Source organism: Kordia antarctica, assembly GCF_009901525.1.
In the GTDB taxonomy this organism is placed as follows: Bacteria; Bacteroidota; Bacteroidia; order Flavobacteriales; family Flavobacteriaceae; genus Kordia; species Kordia antarctica.
In genome coordinates this window covers 4224397-4249904 of the sequence record NZ_CP019288.1, presented here as the reverse complement: position 1 = coordinate 4249904, position 25508 = coordinate 4224397, and the positions used below count along the sequence as shown (strand labels likewise).

Sequence of the window (25508 nt, the reverse complement as noted above, 5' to 3'; positions counted from 1 at the left end):
CTACAAATATGATGAAAAATACAACTTTTAGACATTTTGCCGCAATTTTAGTTCGATTATTCTCCTTTTAAGTGAATTTCTGATTTGAGTTCCCGAATTCGCGTATTGATAATTGTTCGCATTTCAATTTTTGCTTTTGGAAATTTTTCATTGAAACGTTCGTACATTTTTAATTTTTCTTTTAAATCTGAATAATAATTATCTGTACATAATGCTAGCTGAAATTGCGCTGCTTCATACTCAGGATTTTCCTCCAACGCCATTTTGAAAAGTTTGATTGCTTTTCCGTGTTCTTTTCGATCAAAATGTACCAAACCAAGAATATAATAATCGCCTGAAGGATCAGTCATTTTGGCTATAATTGCTTGCGAAGCGTGATGTTCCGCTTTTTCAATGATTCCATCTTGATAATATAGTTTTGCCAATTGCGAATGATAGAAATAATTTCCATCTTCAAGTTTTAATGCTTCTTCATAATAGGCAATCGACTTTAAAATTTTCCCAATACGATACGCACAATATGCTGATTTTTCATATACATATTTTGTTGCTTTTTTTCGATCAATTAATTTTTCGAACCACATCAAAGCCTTTCTATATTTTTTTTGCGCGTAGAATAATTGTGCATTGTATCCAATTATTTTTAAATCGTCTGAATTATTATCTAAACCAACTTTAATATATGTTGCTGTTTTTTCAAATTTTTGAAATTGCAAACTATTTCTAATAAGCTTATAAATACTCTTTTGATGTTGCGAATCCAATTGAAAAGCTGTTTTATACGATTGTATAAAGTCTTCTTGCTGTAACGCTTCTTTCGCCAATCCAACTTGATAGTGAAAATTTGGATTTAGTGTGTCTTTCAATTTTAACTTTTCAAAAATAGTCAATGATTTTTTCAACTTTCCCACCGAAAACAATAACTTTCCATACTCATACAATACCAACATATTTAAAGAATCTCTATCTAACACCTTTTCGTAATTTTCTATGGCTTTTTTAGAGTTTCCTAAGGCTTTGTATGCTTTTGCAATTTGCGTGTTTGCATAACTGCTATTTTCAAGTTTTTTATATGCTTCAATCGCTTTGGAATAGTTTCCAACACGATATAAACTATCTGCAACAGCAAAAGCCGAAGATTGCGCTCCGACTTTGCTTATACATATTAGTGTGATGAATAATAACAGTACTTTATTCATGTCTATATTTTAAAAATTATTTCAAATCGAAAGCAATTGGCAACACATATTTTACACTTACTGGTTTTCCATCTTTCATTCCAGGTATTAATTTTGGTAATGTATTTAACACACGTTCTACTTCTGCACTCAATTCAGGATGTGGCGCTCTTATAATCATGTCTTTGATAGATCCGTTTTTATCAATAATAAACTTAGTAAATATTTTTTGACGACCAACTAATTCTAAATGCTCCATTTCTTTCATATTGAAGTTTTGGACAACGTGCTTCGAAATTCCTTGTGAGAAGCATTTTTTCAATTCTTCAAATGTTCCTTTGCTTTCACACCCTGGAAAAACAGGTACTTTATCAAGAACGTTAAAATCAATAGATTCTTTTTCTAATTCGCTATAACTATCATCTTCTGCGATGCTTTTTTTACGAGCAATAACATAGTCGTCATATAAACGTCCTTCGCCAAACTTTATTCTCTCTCCACCATTTTCATCGCCTAACAATTCTGCAATTCGCGTTAAAATAGCGGTTTGCTTTTCATATTGATCCTCAGACAAAATTTGAACTCCTTTATGACTTTCATTGAGCTTATTTAGTTCTTCCATCAAATCATTCATGAGTTCTTTTTTTGCTTCGGCATCAACAACTTCTACTTTATCGTCCGTGTTTGCAACCGTTGTATCTTCACACGAAGTGTAGAGTAAAGACAAAGCCAATACAGGAATTAATACTAAATACTTTAATTTTAAAATTTCTCGAGATTTTTGTTTTGTTAACATACTGATTCGTTTTTTGATTAATGAATGTTTAAAGAATTGATTGGTAAATGAAAAATGCTGTGTTTGAAAGACTTCAGTCAACAATTTTTCATAATAATCGGATTTATTATTGTCTTGAACAATTGCTGCATCTGCAATATATTCATGTAATTCTGAGATTCGTTTTTGATAAATGTATACCAACGGATTGAACCAACATAAGATGCGTAAAAGTTCAAAATATAGTAAATCGAGTGAATGTTTTTCACGAATATGAACCAACTCGTGCGAAAGAATATCTGCTAGTTTTTCTTCCTGAATTTCTTCACCAATAAATACATAATTAAAGATGGAAAACGCCAACGTGCTTTTAGGAATTTTGATGATTTTGTAACTTCCTTTGTGAATAATGATTCCTTTTAATTTTAATCGAATTAATTGAGAAATTTTAAACAGAAACAACAAACTACTTACTGTAATTCCAATAATAAGATACCAATTCCAAGATGGCGCAATGGTTTCGACTGCTTTTTGTGGCGTTAATACAATTTCTGGCAAAAGAATGATATATTCTTGCGGAATGGCTTTTTGAAAACTTTCAATTTTGATAAATGGCAACAGAAAAGAAATCAACGAAGAGCAAATTAAATAGACTCTATTCCAGTTGAAAAATGTTTCTTTTTTGAGAAACAGATCGTAACTAAGTAAAAATAATAGCTGAAACGCAACGACTTGAATTAGGTATAGAATCATGATTTCTTGTTATTTTTTTCAATTTCTTTGAGAATATCCTCTAATTCTGAAGTTTTGATATCATTTTTTTCCATAAAAAACGAAACCATACTTTTAAAAGATCCTTGAAAATAACCGTTCACCAATTTCGAAATAGATTGATTGCTATATTCTGATTGCGCTAACAGCGGAAAATATATATGTCCTTTCCCAACTTTTTCATATCCGACAAATCCTTTGCTTTCTAAAATTCGTACAATCGTAGAAACCGTATTATACGCAGGTTTGGAACCTTCAAAGTTTTCTATGATAGTTTTTACATTTGCTTTTTCCAGTTGCCACAGAATTTGCATAATTTCCTCTTCTGCTTTCGTTAGTTGCTTCATATATTTTCATTGTGTTTTTTCAACTAATTCCTTAGTTCAACGAAACAAATATAACTAAATTTTTAGTTTAAACTAATTTATTAGTTATAAAATTGTAACGTTTTTTCATTGCACGCGTCTTACTGAAAAAATAATGTATGGATATTTTCTTTACGATACTCGGCTTTTTGTTGATGCTACTCGGAATCATCGGAAGTTTTTTACCTATAATTCCAGGGCCAATTACAAGTTGGTTTGGATTGTTATTCATGCATCTTACGGAAGCTATTCCGAACAATTGGACGTTTTTAGGAATCACATTAGCAATTGCTATTATAGTTTTTGTGTTGGATTATATTATTCCTGCAATCGGAACCAAACGTTTTGGTGGCAGCAAATACGGAATTTACGGAACTACAATTGGTTTACTACTCGGATTGCTGTTTTTAGGACCTTTTGGAATTATAATTGGACCGTTTTTAGGCGCATTAGTTGGAGAACTTGCATTTGCAAATAAAGATGCTTCAAGTGCTTTTAAAGCTGCTTTTGGGTCACTTATAGGTTTCTTATTCTCTACTTTCTTGAAGCTTATTGTCGCACTAATTTATTTAGGCTTTTTTATTAGTGACTTTTGGGAATATAAAGGTGTTATTTTTTAAATCTGGAAGAAAAACTGCCGTAAAATAAAAAAGCATCCCAATTTTCTATACAGAAAAAAGGAAAGCTTTTCATTGGTTTAACTACTAAACCAAAGGTAAATCAAGGATTTACCTCAAACAACACAACTAAATCATTTTGCTAAAAAAAGCTTCTCAATAAAGAGAAGCTTTTTTTGCAATTGTAGCGGTCTGGACGGGATTCGAACCCGCGACCCCATGCGTGACAGGCATGTATTCTAACCAGCTGAACTACCAAACCGTTGCTTGATTGCGGATGCAAATATACACTACAATTCTATTTATGCAAACATATTTGAATAAAAAATTGAACTTTTTTTTACCCAACTATGCAAACTTTTGTCTTTCAACCAAATACGTAACTAATATTTTTTCAAAATCTTTTGTAATGTCTGCAGTAACATATTTTATTTTGTATTGCGCACATTTCATTTTTAATTGCTGAAAATAAGTTTCAACCGCTTTTTGATAATTTTCCTGAACCGTATCAGCATAAATATCGATATGTTCTCCCGATTCTACATCAACGAATCGTTTTGGTTTATTGTCAAACTCAAAATTTAATTCTTTTTCAGAATCAAACACATGAAATAAAACCACTTCATGTTTATTGTATTTTAAATGCTGTAATGCTTCAAACAACTTTTCATCTTCTACTCCATCTTGAAACATGTCTGTAAAAAGGAAAATAAGGCTTCTACGGTGTATTTTCTCCGCAATTTGATGTAGATATGTATATGTGTCTGTTTTTTTATTAATTCGCTTTGTAGTGACCGTTTTATCAAGTGCATTCAATAACAATTGATGATGACGTTCGCTTCCTTTTTCAGGCGCATAAAAATCATAACTATCAGAATAAATACTCAAACCAATCGCATCACGTTGTTTTTTTAGAATATTCATCAACGAAGCTGTTGCAAGTACCGAAAATCCAATTTTATTTAAGTTGGCAATTGATGGCGCTTCCACTTCTGGATAATGCATTGAAGACGAATTGTCTATAATAATATGACAGCGTAAATTGGTTTCTTCTTCGTATTTCTTTGTGTAAAGTTTATCGGTTTTGGCAAACAATTTCCAATCAATATGCTTCGTACTTTCACCTTGATTGTAAATTTTATGTTCAGCAAATTCCGCAGAAAAACCATGAAATGGACTCTTATGCATTCCCGAAATAAATCCTTCCACTACTTGTTGTGCAAGCAATTCGAGATTCTTAAATCCTGCCGTTTTATTAAATTCTTGTTGTAAATTCACAAGCGTTTTCTTTGATTAATGATGTACGTGTTGACACAAAATGTATGCAATCTGAGATTCCACTTTACTGCTGAATCGATTTGGAATATTAAGTTTCAAAATAAACGCTAAAACCTAAAAAACTTTAAAATATCATTCTTAAAATCTCGCAATCCAGCGAAATTAGTTCAACTTACAAATTTCAGTGCGTCTATTGGACTTCTCAAAGTTGAGTTTCACTAAAATAAAAAAGGTTTGGCAATACACCAAACCTTTCATCTTCTAATCGAAAATATATTTTTATACTAATAACTTGTCAATAGCTTCTGTATATGCGTTTTTTGGCGCAACACCTACTTGACGTCCTACTAATTCTCCGTTTTGGAACATTAATACTGTTGGAATGTTACGAACTCCAAATTGAGCCGCATATTGCTGATTTGCATCAACGTCTAACTTTCCTACGACAGCTTTTCCTTCATATTCTTTTGCAATTTGCTCCACAACAGGACCTAACATTTTACAAGGTCCGCACCAAGCTGCCCAAAAGTCAACTAGTACAGGTTTGTCGCTATTCATTACTATTTCTTCGAAGTTAGCATCTGTGATTTCTAAAGCCATAATATGTATGTTTTAAATTTTTATTTTATTTATTATTTGTGATATATGCAATATTAGTCAAATATTCTACCAAAACTTACACAGCAAGTATTCGTTTTGGTTATATCTATATTGATTTTATTTATTCATTTACTTTATACTCATATAGATGTACAAAGATACTGAATAAAACTCTTTTTTGTACATTTTATAAAAACTGCCATATACTTCTTTGTGAAATATATGCAACCAAAAAGTTGCTTATCTGAAATTAATTCGTAATTTAGCAACCAGTTAGCTGCATATTAATTAAAAATAAAACCCATTATGAAAGATGTAATACAAAAAGAAACCATATTTCAACATTCAATTGATGCTGTATGGAATGCTATCACAAATGCTGAAGAAATATCTACTTGGTTTATAAAAACCAACTTCAAAGCTGAGAAAGGATTTAAATATACTTTTTTCCCTACGGAAGATAAAGGTTGTGATACCATTACTGGAGAAATAAAAAATGCAGATCCTTATACATTAATTTATACCTGGCAAGTAGAAAATACAACTGTTGAAACTACGGTTTCTTGGAGATTAGAAACCGTAGCAGAAGGAACAAAATTACACTTAGAACACTCAGGTATTGCTGATTATAAAGGCGAAACGGCTATTGCTATGTTTGAAAGTTTCAGTGGCGGTTGGGATCATTGCATGACACAATTACGTGATTATTTAAAAAAATAATATATGCAAGATAAAATCACACGTTTATTTAAGGCAATTGCAGATCCGACTCGGCGTGATATTTTTCACGCTTTAGTCATTGCAACTTCCGCATTGTCTATTTCGCAGATTTCGAATCAATTTGAAATTACACGACAAGGAATTACAAAACACATCAAAACACTTGAAGAAGCCGGTTTAGTTACGATTGAAAGTAAAGGTCGCGAACGATTTTGCAATGTAAATACAAATCCATTGAAAGAAGTCAATAATTGGCTACAGTTTTACGAACAATTTTGGGATGATTCTTTACAGGATTTAGGAAACTATTTAGATTCGAAAAACAGTTGAATTTCATATCCGTTAAGTGTCATAAAGGCTTACAGTACGTCATTCTGAACTTGATTCAGAATCACACATGACTAAGAATTCGGAATATAATAATGAGTGAGACCCTGAATCAAGTTCAGGGTGACGAATAGTTGATTTTATTTCTTAACCTCAAAAGTGTAGGTCGAAATTAAATCATCTTTCACATATAAATGGACATCATAATATCCTGTCGTTTCAAATTTATATGCTATACTTAGTGATTGATTTTTGATTGAAATTTTCTCAGGATGTATTTTTTTACTACTAAAATTTGTATCAATTAAAAGAATAATATCTTCTTTATTTACAGGATTTAAAAGTTGAAGTTCAAAAAGAATATTCTCGTTTTTCAGCACCGTATTTTCCAGTTTTTTTGGTTTGGTATGATTGCTAAAATGTGTGTACGCTTTTCCGTAAATAATTGGAGCTTCCAGAAACATTTCAAATGAAGGTTTTTCATCTTCTAAAAGAAACCATTTTTCTTCAGCAGGAAAATGATTGATAGAAAATATTTTTGGATCAGACAGAAAAAAACCGTCATTAAATTGAAATTCAAATAGATATGAAGTTGGATTAGGAATTCCGCTTGCCCAAGTTGGATCGCACAAATACCAATTTCCATTTAGTTTAACAGCATTCCAAGAATGATTTGGTGTATCGAGTTTTTCAATATTCATCGTACTTGTTCTGGCAAAACCATGAACAATTTCACACTCTATATTTGCCAAATTCGCCAATTCTTTAATAAGATACGCATACCCTGTACAAATGGTTTTTCTATCTTTTAAGAGTTTTCGAAATGCTATTTTTTGAAACTTTTCATTCCAATCGCTAAGTTTTAAGCTATCATTTTTATATCGTTGCCGCTTTCGCATGTTTCTTGAATACAACTTATAATCATTGGAAACACTACTGCAAACCCATTTGAAAATAGCTCTAAAACGCTCAACATCGGTTGTTAAATCTGAAGTGAGTTTATACGATAACTCAGGTAAATTACTAAGATTTTCATTTTTGTATTCCAATGCAATTTTATCTGCCTTTTCAAAACTAATCGTTGGAAAATCAGAAGCTTGCGCATGAATTTGGAATACAAAAATGAATAGAAAACTATATTTTATAATGCTCATTAAAAAATACTATGCTGTGAATACTTCCTAATTTGTGCGTTTAGATTTGTACCGCTTATTCGAATTTAAACTTCCCATAAACTCAAGTATTTCTTCAGTTAATGCGGTTCTTATAAAGCTCGTATTGGCTTTAATTTTTACTGCGGCTGTTTGGTACCCTAAATAACTAATTAGTAAAACATCTCCTGTTTTCAAAGGTTTAGGAAACGTAAATTCTCCTTTGGCATTTGTTACAGTTCCCGAGTTTGAATCTTTCAACGTAATATTAACGCCATCCAAAGGTCCAGATTCATTACTAACAATTCCTTTAATAGTTCTTCCACTTTGTGCTTCTGCTGTAGTTTTTGTGTCAGATTGTCCATACATTGGATTAAACGTGAATGCAACAACCATCAAAATTGTAGCAATCCATAATTTTCGTGTAAATGTTACTTGTGTTTTCATAAGTATAACTGTTTTATTTTTATCAAATCTAGCACTCGAAATCTATATAGAAAAGCTACTTTGAGTAAACCGCCTTTTTGAATGAGTGAATGTGTAATTTACGACATTATTATGATATCTTATTGATTCACAATAATTTCATATCAAACGCTTCAAAGTTAGTAAAATGATATTTTGCTCCTTGAAAAGCTATTTTTTTACAATTTTACATGCTTTTCACTACTAACGTGAGTTCGACATAAGAAATCATTAGTAATAAATGAAAAGTCAATTAAATCAACTGTTTGTCAGTTCGAGCGCAGTCGAGAACCCAATCAAAATATATTTTGATTTCAATAATACTCGATTTGACATTTTTAATAAATTTTTGAAAATCAATTATATAGCAACAAAGTTAGATCGAACTCACGTTACTAGAAATTCATTATTTAAAATTCAACATTTAGCATTTAGCATTTAGCATTTAGCATTTAGCATTTAAAATATATCTAATTAATCTTATATCGTACATTTTCCTCAGTCAATGCATCCAATAATTCTTGTGTAATATTTACTTTTTGATTTTTGCTTGGTGCTTGTAATTTTATCTTTTCTTTTCGTTCGTACAACGTAAAATGCAATGATTTATCACCTTTGTGCGTTGATAAAATTTCGTTTATAAAATTGAGTTTTTTCTCCTTTAATCTATTGACATCTAATTGAATAGTCAACTTTCGCGCCGTAGTTTCCATGACGTCTTGGAGTTGTTGCATGGAGTTGAATTGAATTCTCGGATCACCTTTTTTTCCTGTGTCTCTATTAGTCCAACCTTCCTTAATAAACGCTTTGATATACACAAACGAGTTTGGCACAAAGAAATGTCTAAACTTTAAATATTCTTCTCCAAAAATTCTAAATTCGTACGATTCTGTATAATCTTCCACAGTAAATAATGCCCAACCTTTTCCGTTTTTAGAAACTCTGTGTTGCACATCTGTAACAACGCCACCAAACGCAATTTCACGATTCAAGTAATTCTCCATTTGTGAAAATTGACCAAGCGTTCCATTACAGAAATAATCCATTTCCGCTTTAAAATCATCTAGCGGATGTCCAGAAATATAGATTCCTACGACTTCTTTTTCACGCGCCAATTTCTCCATGGTTCCCCATTCTTCACATGGCGGAACTAACGGTTCGGCTATTTGCACATCACTTGCTTCTCCAAACAAACTTACTTGTGCAGAGTTTGCGTTTTCTTGAAATTTTGCGCCATATTTTACCGCTTTTTCTAAAAATGTAATATTATCGTTTTCTGTGTGTAAATATTGGGCTCTGTGCGTATCTCCAAACGAGTCAAATCCGCCAGCGAGCGCTAAATTTTCAAATGCTTTTTTATTGGCTGCGCGTAAATCTATTCGCTTCGCGAGATCAAATACAGATTTATATTTTCCTTCTGCGCGTTCTTTTACAATTGTTTTTACTGCGCCATGTCCAACGCCTTTTATTGCGCCCATTCCGAAACGAACAGCACCTGAATCATTTACCGCAAATTTGTAAAACGATTCATTTACATCTGGTCCTAAAACGTCCAATTTCATACGTTTACATTCTTCCATAAAGAAGGTAACCGTTTTAATATCATTCATATTATTAGAAAGTACAGCCGCCATATATTCCGCAGGATAATGCGCTTTTAAGTATGCCGTTTGATACGCAATCCAAGCATAACATGTAGAGTGCGATTTGTTAAAGGCGTACGCTGCAAATGCTTCCCAATCTTTCCAGATTTTCTCTAATTTATCAGCTGCATGTCCTTTTTCTGAAGCTTGTTTTATAAATTTCGGCTTCATCTTATCCAACACCGATTTCTGCTTTTTTCCCATTGCTTTACGCAAAACATCGGCTTCACCTTTGGTAAAATCTGCTAATTTCTGCGACAGCAACATCACTTGCTCTTGATAGACTGTAATTCCGTAAGTTTCTTTTAAATATTCTTCACACGCATCTAAATCGTATTCAATATCTTCTTCTCCATGTTTTCTACGAATGAAACTCGGAATGTATTCCATTGGTCCAGGACGATACAATGCGTTCATTGCAATGAGATCGGCAAACGTTGTTGGTTTGAGCGATTTCATATGTTTTTGCATTCCGGGCGATTCATATTGAAATACACCTACGGTTTCTCCTTTTTGGAACAACTCATAAGTTTTTTCATCATCCAAGGAAATTTCATCAATATCAATGTCAATATCATGCTTGTATTTGACAAGCTTTACGGTATCTTTTATTAAGGTTAAGGTTTTCAATCCTAAGAAGTCCATTTTTAACAGACCAGCATCTTCCACAACTGAGTTATCAAATTGTGTACAGTACATTTCGGAATCTTTCGCCAAAGCAACCGGAACGAATTTTGTAATATCGTCTGGCGTAATGATAACTCCACACGCATGAATTCCTGTATTTCGAACCGAACCTTCTAAGACACGTGCCATGTTTATGGTTTCCGCTTCTAAGCCATCTTCTTCCGAAAGATTCACCAATTCGTTAATTAGCAGTATTTCTTCTGTTCGGAATTTTGATTTGAGTTCCGCATCCGATTTTCCGAAAATCTTAGCAAGTTTTGCATTTGGAATCAATTTGGCTATTCTGTCTGCATCACTTAAAGGCAAATCTAACACACGCGCAGTATCACGAATGGACGATTTTGCCGCCATTGTTCCGTAGGTAATAATTTGCGCAACTTGGTTTTTACCGTATTTATCAATTACGTAATCCATTACGCGACTTCTTCCTTCATCATCAAAGTCAATATCAATATCGGGCATCGACACACGATCAGGATTTAGGAAACGCTCAAAAAGCAAATCGTACAGCAATGGATCAATATTCGTAATCCATAAACAATAGGCAACTACTGAACCTGCCGCAGATCCACGACCTGGACCTACCGAAACGTCCATATTTCGGGCTTCGCGGATAAAATCTTCAACAATTAAGAAATACCCTGGATATCCTGTTTTTTCAATCGTAGCAAGTTCAAAATCGAGTCGTTCTTCAATTGCTGTCGTAATTTCGCCGTATCTTTTTTTGGCACCTACATATGTTAAGTGTCGTAAATATTTGTTTTCTCCACGTTTTCCTTTGTCAGCTTTATCTTCTTCAAACAGAAATTCTTCTGGAATATCAAACGCAGGTAATAATACATCACGAGCAAGTTCGTATGGTTCTACTTTATCTGTAATTTCTTGAATGGAAAGAATTGCTTCTGGCAAATCTTTAAACAAGGTTTTCATTTCGTTTGGCGACTTGAAATAGTATTCCTGGTTTGGCATTCCATACCGATATCCGCGTCCGCGTCCAATTGGTGTTGCTTGTTTTTCGCCATCTTTTACACATAATAAAATATCATGTGCATTTGCATCTTCTTGTGCGATGTAATACGTATTATTCGTCGCAACTAATTGAATTTCGTGCTTTTTGGCAAGTCTCAACAACACATCATTTACACGATTTTCATCTTCTTGATCGTGCCGCATGATTTCCACATACAAATCATCTTGAAAGGTTTCTTTCCACCAGAGCAATGCTTCTTCCGCTTGCACTTCTCCGATGTTTAAAACTTTGCTTGGAACTTCCCCGTAGAGATTTCCTGTCAAAATAATTAAATCTTCTTTGTATTGTTCTATTACTTTTTTGTCGATTCTCGGAACGTAATAAAATCCTTGTGTATATGCAATTGAGGACATTTTTGCCAAATTGTGATAGCCTTTTTTGTTTTTGGCTAAGAATACAATTTGATATCCGTTGTCTTTTCTTGTTTTGTCTAAATGATCTTCGCAGACAAAAAATTCACAACCTAGTATTGGCTTTAGAATGTTCTCGTCACTTGTTTCTCCTTTTGCTTCCGCTTCCGCGATTCGTTCCTTGACTCCTCTATTATGATTGCTAACTGCTGACACAAAGTGAAACGCGCCCATCATATTTGCATGATCTGTAATGGAAACCGCTTCCATATTGTATTTGGAAGCCGCTTTTACTAAGTCGGTAATGCTTGAAGTTGATTGTAATACTGAGAATTGCGAATGATTGTGCAAGTGCGAAAATGGCGCATCTTGCAAGGTTTGAATGTTCTCCGCAAGTTCTTCTTTAGAAATTCCGTCGTCTGGCTGAATTTTTGCCAAACGCTGCCGAATTTTTTCAGATGCTTTTTTGAGATTGATGTGTTTTAAACCAATTAATTTAATCGGCTGCGGATTGTTTTCTGAGAAACGCTCAAAGTAATCTGGCGTAACATCTAGTTTTTCAATGCTGTATTCTTTTCTTCGAATTAATTCTAAAAAACAACGTGTTGTTGCTTCTACATCGGCAGTTGCGTTGTGCGCTTCTCCAAATCCGACTCCGAAAAGATAGTTGTGTAATTCTGTTAGTGTTGGAAGTTTAAATTTCCCAAATCTTCCTCCTGGTAATTGACATAAGCTGGCTGTCGCTTCCGTACAGGTATCTAATACGGGAAGCTCTTGCAATTTGTTAGCAACATTTTCTCGGTGAAATTCTGCGCCCATAATGTTGAGATCGAACTTAAGATTTTGTCCAACGATGAATTTTGCTTTTGATAATGCAACATTAAACTTCGCTAACATTTCTTGCAACGAAATTCCTTGTTCGGCTGCTAATTCCGTAGATATTCCGTGAATTTTTTCTGCATCATACGGAATGTTAAAACCGTCTGGTTGCACTAAATAATCTTGATGCTCAACGAGATTTCCCAATTCATCGTGCAATTGCCAAGCAATTTGAATACATCTAGGCCAGTTATCCGTGTCTGAAATAGGTGCGTCCCATCGTTTTGGTAATCCGGTAGTTTCGGTATCAAATATTAAGTACATATGCAGTTTTTGTGTGGAGAAATTTGAATGGATAAAATTACGAATTTCTTTTGTGTTTTTAGCAGATAGTTATTAACAGTATTCAAAAGCCGTATTAGTGACAGAGTGGTATGTTGGAGCTCTTTTTAGCGAATTTTTGAATTGTAATTTGGAAGTTAGGAACGGTAATTTTTCGCTAAAAAAGCGACTAACGAAGGCACGACCACATTTTTTCATGTGGGAATACCCAAATAAAAGGATATAAGTATTTGTTTTTCAGAAATATTAGTATCTTTGCCGACTCATTAATAACAGAGGTCGAGAACCTCACAAATTAATTATTTATGCCTGTTAAAATTAGATTACAGAGACACGGTAAAAAAGGAAAACCTTTTTACTGGATCGTTGCCGCTGACGGACGTGCAAAAAGAGATGGTAAATACTTAGAAAAATTAGGTACTTATAATCCAAACACAAATCCTGCAACTATTGACTTAAATGTTGATGGTGCTGTACAGTGGTTACAGAATGGTGCGCAACCAACTCATACTGCAAGAGGAATCCTTTCTTATAAAGGTGCAATGTACAAGAATCACTTACTTGGTGGTATCCGTAAAGGTGCTTTAACACAAGAACAAGCTGATGAGAAATTTAACACTTGGATTGCTGAGAAAGAAGGACAAGTTGAAGGTAAAGTAGGTTCATTAGCACAAGCTGAAGCTGATGCGAAAGCGAAAGCTTTGGAAGCAGAAAAAGCTGTTAATGATGCTCGTATTGTTGCAAACACTCCTGTTGTGGAAGAAGTTGTAGCGGATGTAGTTGAAGATGCTGGAGAAACTCCTGCAGCTGGTGAAGAAGAATAAATTATAGTTTTTTACATATAATTTTGAGCCTAGTAAATCGTAAATTTGCTAGGCTTTTTTTATGATATGAGATATGCGAATTGAAGATTGTTTTTTTTTAGGAAAGATTGTTAAGAAGTATAGCTTTAAAGGCGAATTGCTAGCAAAACTAGATACAGATCAACCCGATTTGTACGATGATTTGGATGCTGTTTTTATTAAACTCGGACGCGATTTTATTCCGTTTTTTATTGAGAAATCATCGTTACACAAGTCAGATTTGTTGCGATTGAAGTTTGAAGATGTAAATACTGAAGCAGAAGCGGATCAGTTACTGAAAAGTGAATTGTACTTGCCATTAGAATTTCTACCAAAGCTAGAAGGAAATAAGTTTTATTACCACGAAGTTATTGGTTTTGCAGTGGAAGATGCTTCTTTTGGAAAGGTTGGAATAATTTCTGGTGTGAATGATTCTACTTCACAACCTTTGTTTGAGATTTTACGTGATACGATTGAAATTTTGATTCCGATTAATGACGCTATTATTAAAAAAGTAGACCGAAAAGCAAAAACGATTTATATTGAAGCTCCAGAAGGTTTGATAGATTTGTATTTACAGTAACTTATGAGCAAACCTTTTCGCTTTAAAGAATTTACTATTCAACAAGATAAAACTGCTATGAAAGTTGGTACCGACGGCGTTTTACTTGGCGCTTGGGCTTCTGTTGAAAGTAATCCGTTTGCAATTTTAGATATTGGCGCAGGAACAGGCTTGATTGCTTTGCAACTAGCGCAACGCTCTACTGCGGAAGTAATTGATGCTATTGAGATTGACGATGATGCGTACGAACAAGCAGTTGATAATTTTGAAAATTCTCCTTGGAGCAATCGCCTGTTTTGTTATCATGCAGGTTTGGATGAATTTGTTGATGAAATTGAAGATACATATGATTTGATTGTGTCGAATCCTCCTTTTTATACAGAAGATTTTAAAACTAAGAATATGCAACGAGATACGGCTCGTTTTACAGACGCGTTGCCTTTTTCAGCATTACTACAAGGCGTTTCTAAATTATTGGAACCATCTGGAACATTTTGCACTGTTATTCCATATAAAGAATGCGAGCATTTTATAAATCTGGCGGAAGCCAACGGATTATTTCCAAGAAAAATATGTCATGTAAAAGGAAATCCTAAAGTCGATTTTAAACGTAGTTTGTTGACATTTTCATTTGAAGAAACAAAGACTACCACAGAAGAATTAGTTATAGAAACCACAAGACATCAATACACAGAAGCATACATTTTATTGACAAAAGATTTTTATTTAAAATTATAACAATTCGTTTTTGTTTTGTGAGATTTCAATGGTTACTTTTGTAATGCAGATTTGTGGAATTTTCATAAATTTAAGTGATACTAAATAAAATTTAAAATGATAGTTTAAGTACTATTTGGTATAATTAAAAATGCTATTAAAATACAATCAATGAAACCAGATTTATTCCAGGCTCCTGATTATTACAATTTAGATGAGCTTTTGACAGAAGAACATAAATTAGTTAGAGACGCTGCCCGCGAATGGGTAAAAAGAGACGTTTCGCCAATTATAGAAGACTACGCACAACGTGCTGAGTTTCCAAAACAAATTATTAAAGGATTAGCAGATATTGGTGCTTTCGGACCGTATATTCCAGAAGAATATGGCGGTGCTGGATTGGATCAGATTAGCTACGGATTGATTATGCAAGAGATTGAACGCGGAGATTCTGGAGTTCGCTCTACAGCTTCTGTGCAATCGTCATTAGTAATGTATCCTATTTGGAAATATGGAAATGAAGAACAACGCCAAAAGTATTTACCAAAGTTAGCTTCTGGTGAATGGATTGGATCTTTTGGTCTTACAGAGCCAGATCACGGAAGTAATCCTGGCGGAATGACAACGAATTTTAAAGATATGGGCGATCATTATCTTTTGAATGGTGCAAAAATGTGGATTTCAAATTCTCCTTTTTGTCAAATAGCAGTTGTTTGGGCTAAAAATGAAGAAGGACGAATTCATGGATTAATCGTGGAACGTGGCATGGAAGGGTTTTCTACACCTGAAACCCATAATAAATGGTCACTTCGCGCAAGCGCAACTGGAGAACTTATTTTTGATAATGTAAAAGTTCCTAAAGAAAATTTATTGCCAAACAAGTCTGGTCTTGGAGCTCCACTTGGATGCTTAGATTCAGCGCGTTTTGGTATTGCTTGGGGCGCAATTGGAGCTGCAATGGATTGCTACGATACAGCTTTGCGTTATAGTAAAGAACGGATTCAGTTTGGCAAACCTATTGGTCAGTTTCAGCTACAACAAAAGAAGTTAGCCGAAATGATTACTGAAATTACAAAAGCACAATTGTTAGCTTGGCGCTTGGGAGTTATGCGTGAGAATGGTACAGCTACTTCTGCTCAAATTTCTATGGCAAAGCGAAATAATGTAGATATGGCTTTGAAAATTGCGCGCGACGCACGACAAATGTTAGGTGGAATGGGAATTAGTGGAGAATATTCAATTATGAGACACATGATGAATTTGGAAAGCGTAGTTACATATGAAGGAACACACGATATTCACTTATTAATTACAGGATTTGACGTTACAGGATTGAACGCTTTTAAATAAAAGAGAATGCTTTTAAGAAGCTTTTTTCAATAAATCAAACATTGGGCAACGTTTACAGCGATTGCCCTTTTTAAATTTATCGCAACATTTACTTTTACAGTTTTTGGCTGCTTTATTTTTTTTCTTCTTCGACTTTTTTTGAACTTCTTCTATATCGATTAAAAAAGACATAAAACTAAATAATTATATTCGGCTACAAATATAATTATTTTTATTTAATCTAAATAAAATAGTTTTCTTTTTCTGAATATGTTTTAGGAGGATTTTCTAAACTTATGAAAGTTTGGGAAATCCCTTTTTAGGTTTGTGGAAGTTATTTTGATTACTAAATGAGACCCCCTAATTTCTCAATTTAATAAATAACTAACTTTTATATTTCTCTAAGTTTCCTCAGCAACACTAAAAAAAAGGGAGTAGTCACAAGAATGATCTCCCTTTTATCTAATAGAATAATACTATTATAATGAGATTCCCCTAAACCTCAATATGTTTTCAGCTAAATTAAACTATATCTTAAGAGATGGATAAGATAAAACATTACTTGTGTTACGGTAAAACCGTAATTATAGTACGTTTTGAATTTAAAAATCGTTAAGTGATTGATAATCAAGCGAAAATATTTTTTCCTAAATATTTAAAGTTTTAACAAGCGGCTTTACAAGCGGCTAAATTTGCCGAACAATTTGGACCTCCAAGTTCTCTACAATCAGCGAAATCTTGTCTACAATTTCTGATACAGTTACTAACTCCGCCATTGATTGATTGTTGTTGAGGCTTGGTTAACGTTTGAATTCCTTTTAATTCTATGATGTTTTTTAACATGATATAAAGTTTTTAGTTAATTAATGTGTTAAGGTAAAGTAATTGAATAAGAGTTAATTACGGGGAAACCTTAGTTTATGGTATGGGATATATTATGAGTAAGTATTTATGATGAAAATTTAATGCATAATAAACCCTCAACTCCAAGTATATATAATTCTAAACTTTTTCATTCTCTTGAACTTAAACTACACTTTAGCATTTTGGATAAAGAGATTTTAACATTTTATGTTGGCATTTGGAATTATACATTAGAATTTAAAAAATTAAAATCTGTATATAAAACCCTGTTTTTCAATCAAAAATTCAACGCTTGTTTAAAAAACGCGACGCTTATAAAAAATATTCAATTCAAAATAAAGGACAAACTATATTGCAATTAAATTAACTGATCAATCATATAAATAATATACAAATGAAGATAAAAATTACTCTTTTAACATTGCTGCTTTTTATAGGTACTGTTTATTCTCAAAATTTACTAAATACTACTTCTTGGACTGTTGGAACAGGTGTAGTTAATGGTTTCGGCATGTATGGAACAGCTCAAAAAAATTATCGAGAACTAGGGCTCAACCATGTTGGCAGTGAAGTAATTTTATGGAAATCGCTACCAGATGATACTACTTTTGCAGATGGAGGGTTTTATACATCTTATTTAAACATAGATCGGCAGTATCTCATAAACTGTGTAAGTTTTAAAAAGTAAGTGTATTGCACTTATGAGTTGAACACAGAAGTATTAATGTACTTTATATAGTTTTATTTATTGGGTTTAATACAAAATCTGCTAGGCTTAAACCGTACTATTTAGCAATCGTTTTTAGTCGAAATACAACTAAAAACGATTACTATAATACCATTTTTTTACCAGAATGTAAATGTAATGATAGCTTTTTATCAAAAAATTTCACTGTAATCCTTTCTTACATATTTATGCTGACTACCAAAAACAGTAATATATACAGTATCCTTATTAATTTGCCCTTCACTTATTTCTTTTATATAATAATTGGTTTTACCTTCTTTTGCTGGATAGAATTCTTCAATGAAAATTTTATCTCCGTCAGCAAAAAATTTTCCTCCATAATAAACAGAGTTTTTATTTCTTTTGAACTTTCTAAAATATTTTTTTGATGTTTTTTCAAAATAGCCATCATTATGAAATATTAAAATATCAAAATTATTGTTATTACTTTTTAAGGTTTTTTCCGAAAGTAGCTCTATATATATTGATGTGGTATCAATTAAATCAGAAGAATCTAAAGTCATTTTCTGATTAAATGAATAGTTATTTTTGTTTACAATGGGCTCTCCATTTTCATCATTTTCAATATGATATTTTGTTACACAAGAAGTTAATACTATCAAAAGAACCACAATTGTTGTTTTATTTACCATGATGTAAACATATTAGGTGTTTTATATTGAAAATATCTATTCCATGAGTTACTTTGCATCTCAAACATTCTTTGTCCAGCAAGCCATTTAGGTGAACCATGAATTGCTACATTCTGTATTGCATGTCTAACCCATTCACTATTTACTCCCAACTTGTAACCTTTATAACCAAAAGTTAAGGCACCAAGTCTATATTTTGTTCCTACCTCTTTTACTAAACCATTTTTATAATGTTCTCCATATTTGCCGGATTTGTATGGACCTATCTCGCCTAAATTTCCATCCCATTGTCCACTTTTTTCTGCTTTATAACTTTCTTTATTTCTTTTTCCCGTAAATAAATTGAAACCAACAGAGTATTCTCCAACTCCCAATTCTAATGCAGCAGTTCTGTATTGATCATTTCCGTCCCCTGATAAGCCACTAAAAGGCTTTCCGTCATTTTCATATCGAAGTCTAAAATCCCCTGATCGAATACCTAACATACCAGTTTGCTGATGAAAATTATCATTTCCACCTCCTAAATTTCCGCTCCACCAATTTGTTCCTAATGAAAACCCTGTTTTACCATCGTCGTAAGCTGCTAGTATAGATTTTCTAATTTCAACGCCATTTCCAAAACCATTATAGTTACCATAATTCATGTAACCTATACCTGCCGAAAAACTCCAATTACCATCACTATATCCAACACTTAAACTAGCACCTATACCTGCAGCATTACCAAATGCTATAGATGGGCTAATACTTATATTCCAATCGCCTATGGGAATATTAAAGGATGGTAAAAAAGCACCCACGAAACCTCCAGCTGCAATAGAGAGTATTGAGCCAGTACTCCAGACCATTGAGGGGGCAATTCCATAAGTTAAACCGCCTACAATAGCTCCTCCTAATATAGCCATTCCAAAACCGCCCCAACTCCAGTTTCCTGTTTGTATTGCATGACCAATATAAGCAGCAGCACCTGAAATTGCGCCGACAATTACTCCCACTAAAACTGCGGCCCAAATAATTTCACCACTTGGATCACTAAAAGATAAAGGATTATTCCATACATATCCATAACGATTAAAACTCTGTGTATTGTACGGATCTTGTATAAAATTATCAGGAGATAAGAAACGGCCCAATTTAGCATCATACATACGACCATTCATATGAATAAGAGCTACTTCAAAGAAATGTTCATGACCTGTAAACCCTCTTCCAATGAGTGAATCATGACCAAAAGAAGTATCTCCTTGTATATTTACAAATTGATCTGTTGCACCCCATGCTCCAAACTGGCGCTTTTCTACAATTTCTGTGCTAGCGTTTGAAATTGCTAGAATACTACCTAAATAATCACGATGTAAATAATGGTATTCATCTATAGAACTTGATCCGGAAACCTCTTTTTTTATGTGAGCAATAGGAGCACTATAAGCATCTCCTCCTATATATGTAATTATTTTTGTGCTTCCTATGTTATTGTCTTCAATAATTTCTACAGGAATAATACTTGAGTATTGTTTGTGATATTGCCGCAGGTTTTTATCTTCTTGCAAACCGCCATAATAAGCATGTGTTCTGTTCATAAAAGGCCCGTACTCAAAGTTTACGATCCCTTTATCTTTTTGAAAAATCTTAATAGGTTTTTTAAACGCGTTATAGGTTATTTGTTGTAATTCATTTTGTTGATAGTATAAATCACCTTGATTATTTAAGTCTATGTTTTCTAACCTGTAAGCATTTGAATTATTATAGTTGTATACACCTACGGAAGAATTATCCGTTATTCTACCTCGTTGGTCGTATTCTTGTTGCTGATTTACTGCACCACTTATTTGAGTTAGCCTATCCAAACTATCATAAGAAAAATTTTCATTCCAATTAGCGAATGCATAGTTTTTACGACTGTTTAAAATACCTCGTTGATAATCAAAATTATAGTCCATATTTAAAGCTACTATAGGCGTAGGTGGTGGCGAACCTATTATGCCTAATCCAAGCTTGCGATCATAAACGTTCGTTAAAAAACCATACTGATCATATTGTTTTGTCTTAATAATTCCATTTCCTAAACTAATACTCAAAGCTTTTCCTCTGGCATTTTCAGTATTTATACGCCACAAGCGTACGTTTGTATTAAAGTCTCTTATTTCTCTTAATATTCCTGTCGTTGTGTCGTATACATTTTTTACACTTACAATATTACTGGTTGCTGCAGAGGTAGTATTGGTTATATATACTTCTTTATTAATTCGTCCATAACTATCATACGTTAATTGTTTTTCAAAATCAGCAGCTCCATTACCTTCCGTAATTTTATTAATTCGTTTACTACTATCATAGAAATAATTGTAATCGTAATGAGTACCTGTCTCATTATTTATAGCTAATATTCGTTTTAAAAGCTTTGTAGCAGGATTATACTCATAATCTGTAACAATATTCGTTTGATCTCCAACAACTTCCTTACGAATTAATTTACCTTCTGGACTATATTGATAGCTTGTGGTACCTTTAGGAGTTACTGCTTGTAATGTTTCTCCTAGAATATTATATTGATACGTATACGTTCCTGCTGAAGGATCAGTTAACGCTATTTTTCTTCCCCAACCATCAATGGTAACATTTACAATATGACTATCATAATTGGTAGATTTCATTTTCCCATTCGCATAATATGTATAGTTTATAGTTCCTCCATCATCTTGAATACTAATAATATTGCCCAAAGCATCTTTAGTTGAAGTAACTGTTTTAGTACCATCATCTACTGTTGCAGACAAACCGCTATAAGTTGTATTAATTACTTTTCCTGTAAATAATTGCTGTGCAATTGATCTACCGTATTGATCAAAAAAATATTGATTCCATTGTGCGGGAGAAGATGTACTAAAATACGGTTCGCTTTCTTTTAGCTTTTTCCCTGCTACATCATACTCGTAGTTCTTAAATATCCACTTATTATTAATACTTAAAACTCCTTCTTTCATAACCCAACCTAATGCATTATAATAGATCTTTTGATCTTCGCCTTGGTCATAATTAGTAGTTTTTAGTAATCCTCCTGTACCATACGTTGAATTATTTGCGTAGGTAGTATAAGTATGCTTACCTAAATAATTGGTTTCTCTAGTAACTCTATTCCAATCATCATATTGATACGTTACTGGCAAACCATATGCATTGGTAACACTTATTGGATCGCCCGTAGCTATATTGTATGCATATGTAGTTTCAAGTCCCTCATCATCAATAGATTTAGTCATGTATCTGCCCGAAGCATCAAACTCAAAATTTTCTATTCTATCTGAAACACCAATTCCTGTAACTTTTTTTTGTAAAATATTACCAAAAATATCGTATTGATAATATTCATATAACCACGGTGTACCATTTCCTTGTCGTCTGACTTGTGTCATTAAATTATTACTGTAAAAGTATTTTTTACTTGTACTAAATGTATCTCCGTTTAAAACATTGGTAGTTGTTTTTTCAGATAATCTTCCAATAGTATATGTTTGATCAAAAGGGCTAGGATTGTTGATGTATTGTTGTGTAATGGTTTCCGAACCTCCAGGCAATGTTGTCGTAACTGTTGTTGGACTATAATACGAATCATAGCTAAATGCTTTAGTACTTGTGATACCAGTTAAAGCATCTTCAGAAATAACTTGAGATTTAAGATTAATAAAAACTTTATCTGCTGTTAGCTGTGTTTGATACGTATAATCGTTCTTACTTATGTAGCTGTATGGAGTAGTGGAAGAACTCGTAGAGATCCAATTTCGTGTAGGAGATCCTCTTTTTTGAATATCAAAGTCTGTAATATTCCATAATGATTGGACTCCATAACCATTGATATTTGATTTTGCAACCTGTTTAAACCCTAACAGACCTAAACCATCTGCATGAGAGACTGCTCCAGAATATTTAAAATTTTGAGTTCGTGTTGATCCACTACTAGTTTCCCTTACTTTACTGACTAGTTTTAAAGAAGGTACAATATTGACATTTACATATGGATAAATTTCGTCATAACTCCCAGTATAAGCTTGTTCATAATAATTTCCCTGATTAGTTAAACCCGCATAATCTATTAAATGAGAAGTGCCATTGTTATTTATTTGTTCTAATGTTACATCTTTTCTATGGTCTCCTTCAAATTCATATGCCGATAAATGATTGGCACTAACATATGCGTATTCAATATTATCTGTTTCAGAATGAGAATCTAAAAATATAGGCACTCCAAATTTTTTGATTCCTGTATTTGTTTGAAGATAATTTGACGTATGTTCAAAAGAAGGTGTTGTATCGCTGGTTGTAAACTTATTTACATGAATATTCACTACATCTTCTGAGTATTCATGATTTGTAGAGTATGCACTCGCTATCCAATGTTTAATTAAATCTGTCTTTCCATCTCCATTTACATCTTGAGCAATAAATTTAATTTCTACAACGGCATCCGTAATTGGACCGTCACTGTAATTATAATATTGTGATACTTGACTTTCCACATAAGTGATTAAATCTAAATATTTAGTATATTTTAGAATGTTAGTCCCTCTAGATAAAAAGAATCGCCAGTTTCTACTATTATTTGCTGTAGGTACTAAAAAATCTGTTTTTCCATCACCATTATAATCTCCTAAAAGAATAGGACGGTTCATTTTAATATAACTATCCGTTTCTGTGTAAATTAAAGATAGTTGATTGTTGCTATTTAGCTCATAAACGAAAGCTTTCCCTTCAGTAAAATGGAATAAATCTGTTTTCCCATCTCCATTAAAATCAGCTGCCATAACTCTATCATCAGACTTTATTTCTTGCTGTAAACTTCCTGCCCAATTAGCAAATCCTGAAGTTAAGTTTCTATCTAAATCAATAAAATATGCTGTTCTATAATTCGTTGTATACGAACTACAAGAGCAACAACTTCCATTTCCGCCTCCACCACCATCACCTGGATCAATAGTAATTGGAGTACGTTCAGCCACCTGTTCTTTATTTTGTTTTAAAGCTTTTTGCTTTCTGACTGCAAAATCCTCATCACTTTCATCTTTTTGTTGTATTGTTTCATAACTCCAAGGATCACCTCCACCTCCTGGGCACTCATATTCATAACAATATCTATTTGTATATGGCTTTCCTATTGCTAATACGTCTGTTAAACCATCACCATTAAAATCTCCTGATATATATTCTTTTGGAATTTTCTTTCTTGTAGAATTACCGCAATAACTTTCATATGAATAGGTTGGTGCATTCCATGTTTTAGTGTAATGATAATATAATCCCACAGCGCCATGATAATAACTCTTGAACTCTATCGAAGATGTATTGCCACTAATATTTTCTTTGATCAGCGTAATTCCTTGTTGGCCTAGTTTTTTTCCTTGATGATTGAGCATACTATTTCCTATGACATCATCAAAATTTGAAACATTATATGTCCGTCCTATTTCCGTATTATTATAGGATGACTCATAAATATTATCGAAAAGGTGGAGTTTATTTCTAGTATTTTTATTATATAGAATAAAATCTAATTTTCCATCTCCATTAAACTCACCTGATAAAATATTATCAGTCTGATAGTTATATCCTGGATATAAAGACCCAGCATACGTATCTGGATTTGGGTTTGAAGAGGAATTATCATAGCTAAAATTTACAGGCGTCAAACTTTGATTCGCTTTATTATATTCTTCAACAGAAGTTAATCGTTCATAGCCCAAAGGTGTTTCATCATGCGTTAATACATATTTTCTATATGTTTGGCCATTTCCTCTAGTTTCTATTCTATCTAGAATTCTTGTTCTTTTAAAAGCTATACCATTAACGTAAGACAGTTCGGGTCTTTTCCTTGTTTTATAAGAGAATAAAATTTCTCCTGGCCCAATTCCTGTTCTACTTCCAAATCGAATTCTACTAATAGCTCTTAATTCACCATCGTAAATATAAAAGTATTCCATCTTATTACCCTGAGCATCGACTTTTTTATATACAGCCCATTCTAATCGGTTTCTGGAGCCTGAAGCTAAACCATACCAAACTCTTGAACCATCTGGATAATAAACAATAAAATATGAAGGACCATAAGAAGCGCCATAAGAAGAAGTTCCATAAGCCTGAATTTTTATATTGGAATAGGTTTCCGTTTGATAAGTAGAATTGGTAGCTCCATAAGTTCCTGATTTAAGCAATAATCTTTGTCCATCTAAAGAAAAACGATCATTAAGGTCAAAATCAACTCCATCAACAAAACCATCATGAAACTCTGTAGAAGAAACTCGACTAATTGTAGATAAGCCAGAGAATCCCCATCCCCAACCTGCCAAACCATTAGACGCTTGACTATTGAAATTTAATCCTATGTTTGGGCTAATATCTCTTACTCCAGGTGGTATAGCAATAGGAATATTGTAGGTCGCTCCTCCTGATAAGGATACAGAAAAATCAGCCGGAGTTGTACCAGCTTCTGAAGATGTCTTACTCGAAACAGCACTTGGCTTTTCATTAGTATCAGATCTGTCTTGTATTGTTACTTTCCTATTATCGCTAAAAATTGGCTTAGAAGTTATATTTTTTGAACTTTCTGTACCTCTAATTAAATTTTCAGGTGTTTTTTGTGCAAAACCAACAAACCCCATTAAAAGTAATACGCAACTTATATAGTAATTTTTTATATTCATGTCC

The 25508-nt window shown here is 33.0% G+C and carries 19 protein-coding genes and 1 tRNA gene; 8 read left to right on the top strand and 12 right to left on the bottom strand.

The features are described 5' to 3' along the window. Nucleotides 1–56: 56 nt before the first annotated feature. From IMCC3317_RS17705 to IMCC3317_RS17695, 3 genes are read right to left on the bottom strand one after another with little or no spacing between them, the layout of a single operon-like run. Nucleotides 57–1199 (bottom strand): tetratricopeptide repeat protein, encoded by a 1143-nt coding sequence (locus IMCC3317_RS17705; RefSeq protein WP_160130817.1) that lies wholly within the window; start codon nt 1197–1199, stop codon nt 57–59. A gap of 16 nt (nt 1200–1215) precedes the next feature. Further along, entirely contained in the window at nt 1216–2706 is a 1491-nt protein-coding gene (locus IMCC3317_RS17700) for a M56 family metallopeptidase (RefSeq protein WP_160130816.1), read from the bottom strand. Next, nucleotides 2703–3071, bottom strand: a complete 369-nt coding sequence (locus IMCC3317_RS17695) for a BlaI/MecI/CopY family transcriptional regulator (protein ID WP_160130815.1) — start codon at nt 3069–3071, stop codon at nt 2703–2705. Before IMCC3317_RS17695 ends, IMCC3317_RS17700 begins: the two co-directional genes overlap by 4 nt. Nucleotides 3072–3208: 137 nt before the next feature. Here IMCC3317_RS17695 and IMCC3317_RS17690 point away from each other — a divergent pair, with 137 nt between their 5' ends. Then, a complete protein-coding gene (locus tag IMCC3317_RS17690; RefSeq protein ID WP_160130814.1) occupies nt 3209–3709 on the top strand; it encodes a DUF456 domain-containing protein in 501 nt (166 codons plus the stop codon). 185 nt (nt 3710–3894) lie between these two features. On the opposite strand, the gene IMCC3317_RS17685 is transcribed toward IMCC3317_RS17690, so the two are convergent. The 3 genes from IMCC3317_RS17685 to trxA all read right to left on the bottom strand — a co-directional run bounded on the left by IMCC3317_RS17685 (nt 3895) and on the right by trxA (nt 5584). Further along, nucleotides 3895–3968: transfer RNA gene (locus IMCC3317_RS17685), tRNA-Asp, on the bottom strand. Nucleotides 3969–4054: 86 nt separating this feature from the next. Next, on the bottom strand, nt 4055–4984 hold the full coding sequence (locus IMCC3317_RS17680) for a DUF58 domain-containing protein (protein ID WP_160130813.1): 930 nt from the start codon (nt 4982–4984) through the stop codon (nt 4055–4057). A 279-nt stretch (nt 4985–5263) separates the two neighbouring features. Then, nucleotides 5264–5584, bottom strand: a complete 321-nt coding sequence (gene trxA, locus IMCC3317_RS17675) for a thioredoxin (protein ID WP_160130812.1) — start codon at nt 5582–5584, stop codon at nt 5264–5266. Nucleotides 5585–5890: 306 nt separating this feature from the next. On the opposite strand from trxA, the gene IMCC3317_RS17670 reads away from it, so the two are divergent. Together IMCC3317_RS17670 and IMCC3317_RS17665 are read left to right on the top strand one after the other, a co-directional pair. Next, nucleotides 5891–6304 carry an SRPBCC family protein gene (locus IMCC3317_RS17670; RefSeq protein ID WP_160130811.1) on the top strand — a complete coding sequence of 138 codons (414 nt, stop codon included), beginning with the start codon at nt 5891–5893 and terminating at the stop codon, nt 6302–6304. Between the two features lie 3 nt (nt 6305–6307). Further along, the gene (locus IMCC3317_RS17665) at nt 6308–6634 is read left to right on the top strand and encodes an ArsR/SmtB family transcription factor (protein WP_160130810.1); all 327 of its coding nucleotides are present in this window, start codon (nt 6308–6310) and stop codon (nt 6632–6634) included. A gap of 137 nt (nt 6635–6771) precedes the next feature. Here IMCC3317_RS17665 and IMCC3317_RS17660 read toward each other — a convergent pair whose 3' ends face one another. The 3 genes from IMCC3317_RS17660 to dnaE all read right to left on the bottom strand — a co-directional run bounded on the left by IMCC3317_RS17660 (nt 6772) and on the right by dnaE (nt 13100). Continuing rightward, the gene (locus IMCC3317_RS17660) at nt 6772–7785 is read right to left on the bottom strand and encodes a transglutaminase domain-containing protein (RefSeq protein ID WP_160130809.1); all 1014 of its coding nucleotides are present in this window, start codon (nt 7783–7785) and stop codon (nt 6772–6774) included. 27 nt (nt 7786–7812) lie between these two features. After that, entirely contained in the window at nt 7813–8229 is a 417-nt protein-coding gene (locus IMCC3317_RS17655) for a carboxypeptidase-like regulatory domain-containing protein (RefSeq protein ID WP_160130808.1), read from the bottom strand. Between the two features lie 488 nt (nt 8230–8717). Next, nucleotides 8718–13100 (bottom strand): DNA polymerase III subunit alpha, encoded by a 4383-nt coding sequence (gene dnaE, locus IMCC3317_RS17650; RefSeq protein ID WP_160130807.1) that lies wholly within the window; start codon nt 13098–13100, stop codon nt 8718–8720. Between the two features lie 323 nt (nt 13101–13423). Between dnaE and IMCC3317_RS17645 the strand changes: the two genes are divergently transcribed. From IMCC3317_RS17645 to IMCC3317_RS17630, 4 genes are all read left to right on the top strand, one after another. Further along, on the top strand, nt 13424–13942 hold the full coding sequence (locus tag IMCC3317_RS17645) for a 30S ribosomal protein S16 (RefSeq protein ID WP_160130806.1): 519 nt from the start codon (nt 13424–13426) through the stop codon (nt 13940–13942). A 73-nt stretch (nt 13943–14015) separates the two neighbouring features. Next, nucleotides 14016–14543 (top strand): ribosome maturation factor RimM, encoded by a 528-nt coding sequence (rimM, locus tag IMCC3317_RS17640; RefSeq protein WP_160130805.1) that lies wholly within the window; start codon nt 14016–14018, stop codon nt 14541–14543. A gap of 3 nt (nt 14544–14546) precedes the next feature. Further along, nucleotides 14547–15260, top strand: a complete 714-nt coding sequence (locus IMCC3317_RS17635) for a tRNA1(Val) (adenine(37)-N6)-methyltransferase (protein WP_160130804.1) — start codon at nt 14547–14549, stop codon at nt 15258–15260. 150 nt (nt 15261–15410) lie between these two features. Further along, nucleotides 15411–16589, top strand: a complete 1179-nt coding sequence (locus IMCC3317_RS17630; protein ID WP_160130803.1) for an acyl-CoA dehydrogenase family protein — start codon at nt 15411–15413, stop codon at nt 16587–16589. A gap of 642 nt (nt 16590–17231) precedes the next feature. Here the strand turns inward: IMCC3317_RS17630 and IMCC3317_RS17625 are convergent. Then, the gene (locus IMCC3317_RS17625; RefSeq protein ID WP_160130802.1) at nt 17232–17411 is read right to left on the bottom strand and encodes a hypothetical protein; all 180 of its coding nucleotides are present in this window, start codon (nt 17409–17411) and stop codon (nt 17232–17234) included. A gap of 415 nt (nt 17412–17826) precedes the next feature. Between IMCC3317_RS17625 and IMCC3317_RS17620 the strand changes: the two genes are divergently transcribed. Then, nucleotides 17827–18120 (top strand): hypothetical protein, encoded by a 294-nt coding sequence (locus IMCC3317_RS17620; protein ID WP_160130801.1) that lies wholly within the window; start codon nt 17827–17829, stop codon nt 18118–18120. Nucleotides 18121–18311: 191 nt separating this feature from the next. On the opposite strand, the gene IMCC3317_RS17615 is transcribed toward IMCC3317_RS17620, so the two are convergent. Further along, nucleotides 18312–18812, bottom strand: coding sequence for a hypothetical protein (locus IMCC3317_RS17615; protein ID WP_160130800.1), 501 nt, complete (start codon nt 18810–18812; stop codon nt 18312–18314). Beyond that, nucleotides 18806–25504, bottom strand: coding sequence for a polymorphic toxin type 23 domain-containing protein (locus IMCC3317_RS17610; RefSeq protein ID WP_228055066.1), 6699 nt, complete (start codon nt 25502–25504; stop codon nt 18806–18808). The genes IMCC3317_RS17615 and IMCC3317_RS17610 overlap by 7 nt, the downstream gene beginning before the upstream one ends. Between the last annotated feature and the right edge of the window lie 4 nt (nt 25505–25508).

What these genes read in the sequence shown, in the direction of transcription:
- IMCC3317_RS17660 (WP_160130809.1), bottom strand. Translation starts at nt 7,785, where the DNA reads ATGAGCATTATAAAATATAGTTTTCTATTCATTTTTGTATTCCAAATT.
- IMCC3317_RS17630 (WP_160130803.1), top strand. Translation starts at nt 15,411, where the DNA reads ATGAAACCAGATTTATTCCAGGCTCCTGATTATTACAATTTAGATGAG.
- IMCC3317_RS17635 (WP_160130804.1), top strand. Translation starts at nt 14,547, where the DNA reads ATGAGCAAACCTTTTCGCTTTAAAGAATTTACTATTCAACAAGATAAA.
- dnaE (WP_160130807.1), bottom strand. Translation starts at nt 13,100, where the DNA reads ATGTACTTAATATTTGATACCGAAACTACCGGATTACCAAAACGATGG.
- trxA (WP_160130812.1), bottom strand. Translation starts at nt 5,584, where the DNA reads ATGGCTTTAGAAATCACAGATGCTAACTTCGAAGAAATAGTAATGAAT.
- IMCC3317_RS17670 (WP_160130811.1), top strand. Translation starts at nt 5,891, where the DNA reads ATGAAAGATGTAATACAAAAAGAAACCATATTTCAACATTCAATTGAT.
- IMCC3317_RS17705 (WP_160130817.1), bottom strand. Translation starts at nt 1,199, where the DNA reads ATGAATAAAGTACTGTTATTATTCATCACACTAATATGTATAAGCAAA.
- IMCC3317_RS17620 (WP_160130801.1), top strand. Translation starts at nt 17,827, where the DNA reads ATGAAGATAAAAATTACTCTTTTAACATTGCTGCTTTTTATAGGTACT.
- IMCC3317_RS17665 (WP_160130810.1), top strand. Translation starts at nt 6,308, where the DNA reads ATGCAAGATAAAATCACACGTTTATTTAAGGCAATTGCAGATCCGACT.
- IMCC3317_RS17615 (WP_160130800.1), bottom strand. Translation starts at nt 18,812, where the DNA reads ATGGTAAATAAAACAACAATTGTGGTTCTTTTGATAGTATTAACTTCT.
- IMCC3317_RS17695 (WP_160130815.1), bottom strand. Translation starts at nt 3,071, where the DNA reads ATGAAGCAACTAACGAAAGCAGAAGAGGAAATTATGCAAATTCTGTGG.
- IMCC3317_RS17610 (WP_228055066.1), bottom strand. Translation starts at nt 25,504, where the DNA reads ATGAATATAAAAAATTACTATATAAGTTGCGTATTACTTTTAATGGGG.
- IMCC3317_RS17700 (WP_160130816.1), bottom strand. Translation starts at nt 2,706, where the DNA reads ATGATTCTATACCTAATTCAAGTCGTTGCGTTTCAGCTATTATTTTTA.
- IMCC3317_RS17645 (WP_160130806.1), top strand. Translation starts at nt 13,424, where the DNA reads ATGCCTGTTAAAATTAGATTACAGAGACACGGTAAAAAAGGAAAACCT.
- IMCC3317_RS17655 (WP_160130808.1), bottom strand. Translation starts at nt 8,229, where the DNA reads ATGAAAACACAAGTAACATTTACACGAAAATTATGGATTGCTACAATT.
- IMCC3317_RS17690 (WP_160130814.1), top strand. Translation starts at nt 3,209, where the DNA reads ATGGATATTTTCTTTACGATACTCGGCTTTTTGTTGATGCTACTCGGA.
- IMCC3317_RS17625 (WP_160130802.1), bottom strand. Translation starts at nt 17,411, where the DNA reads ATGTTAAAAAACATCATAGAATTAAAAGGAATTCAAACGTTAACCAAG.
- rimM (WP_160130805.1), top strand. Translation starts at nt 14,016, where the DNA reads ATGCGAATTGAAGATTGTTTTTTTTTAGGAAAGATTGTTAAGAAGTAT.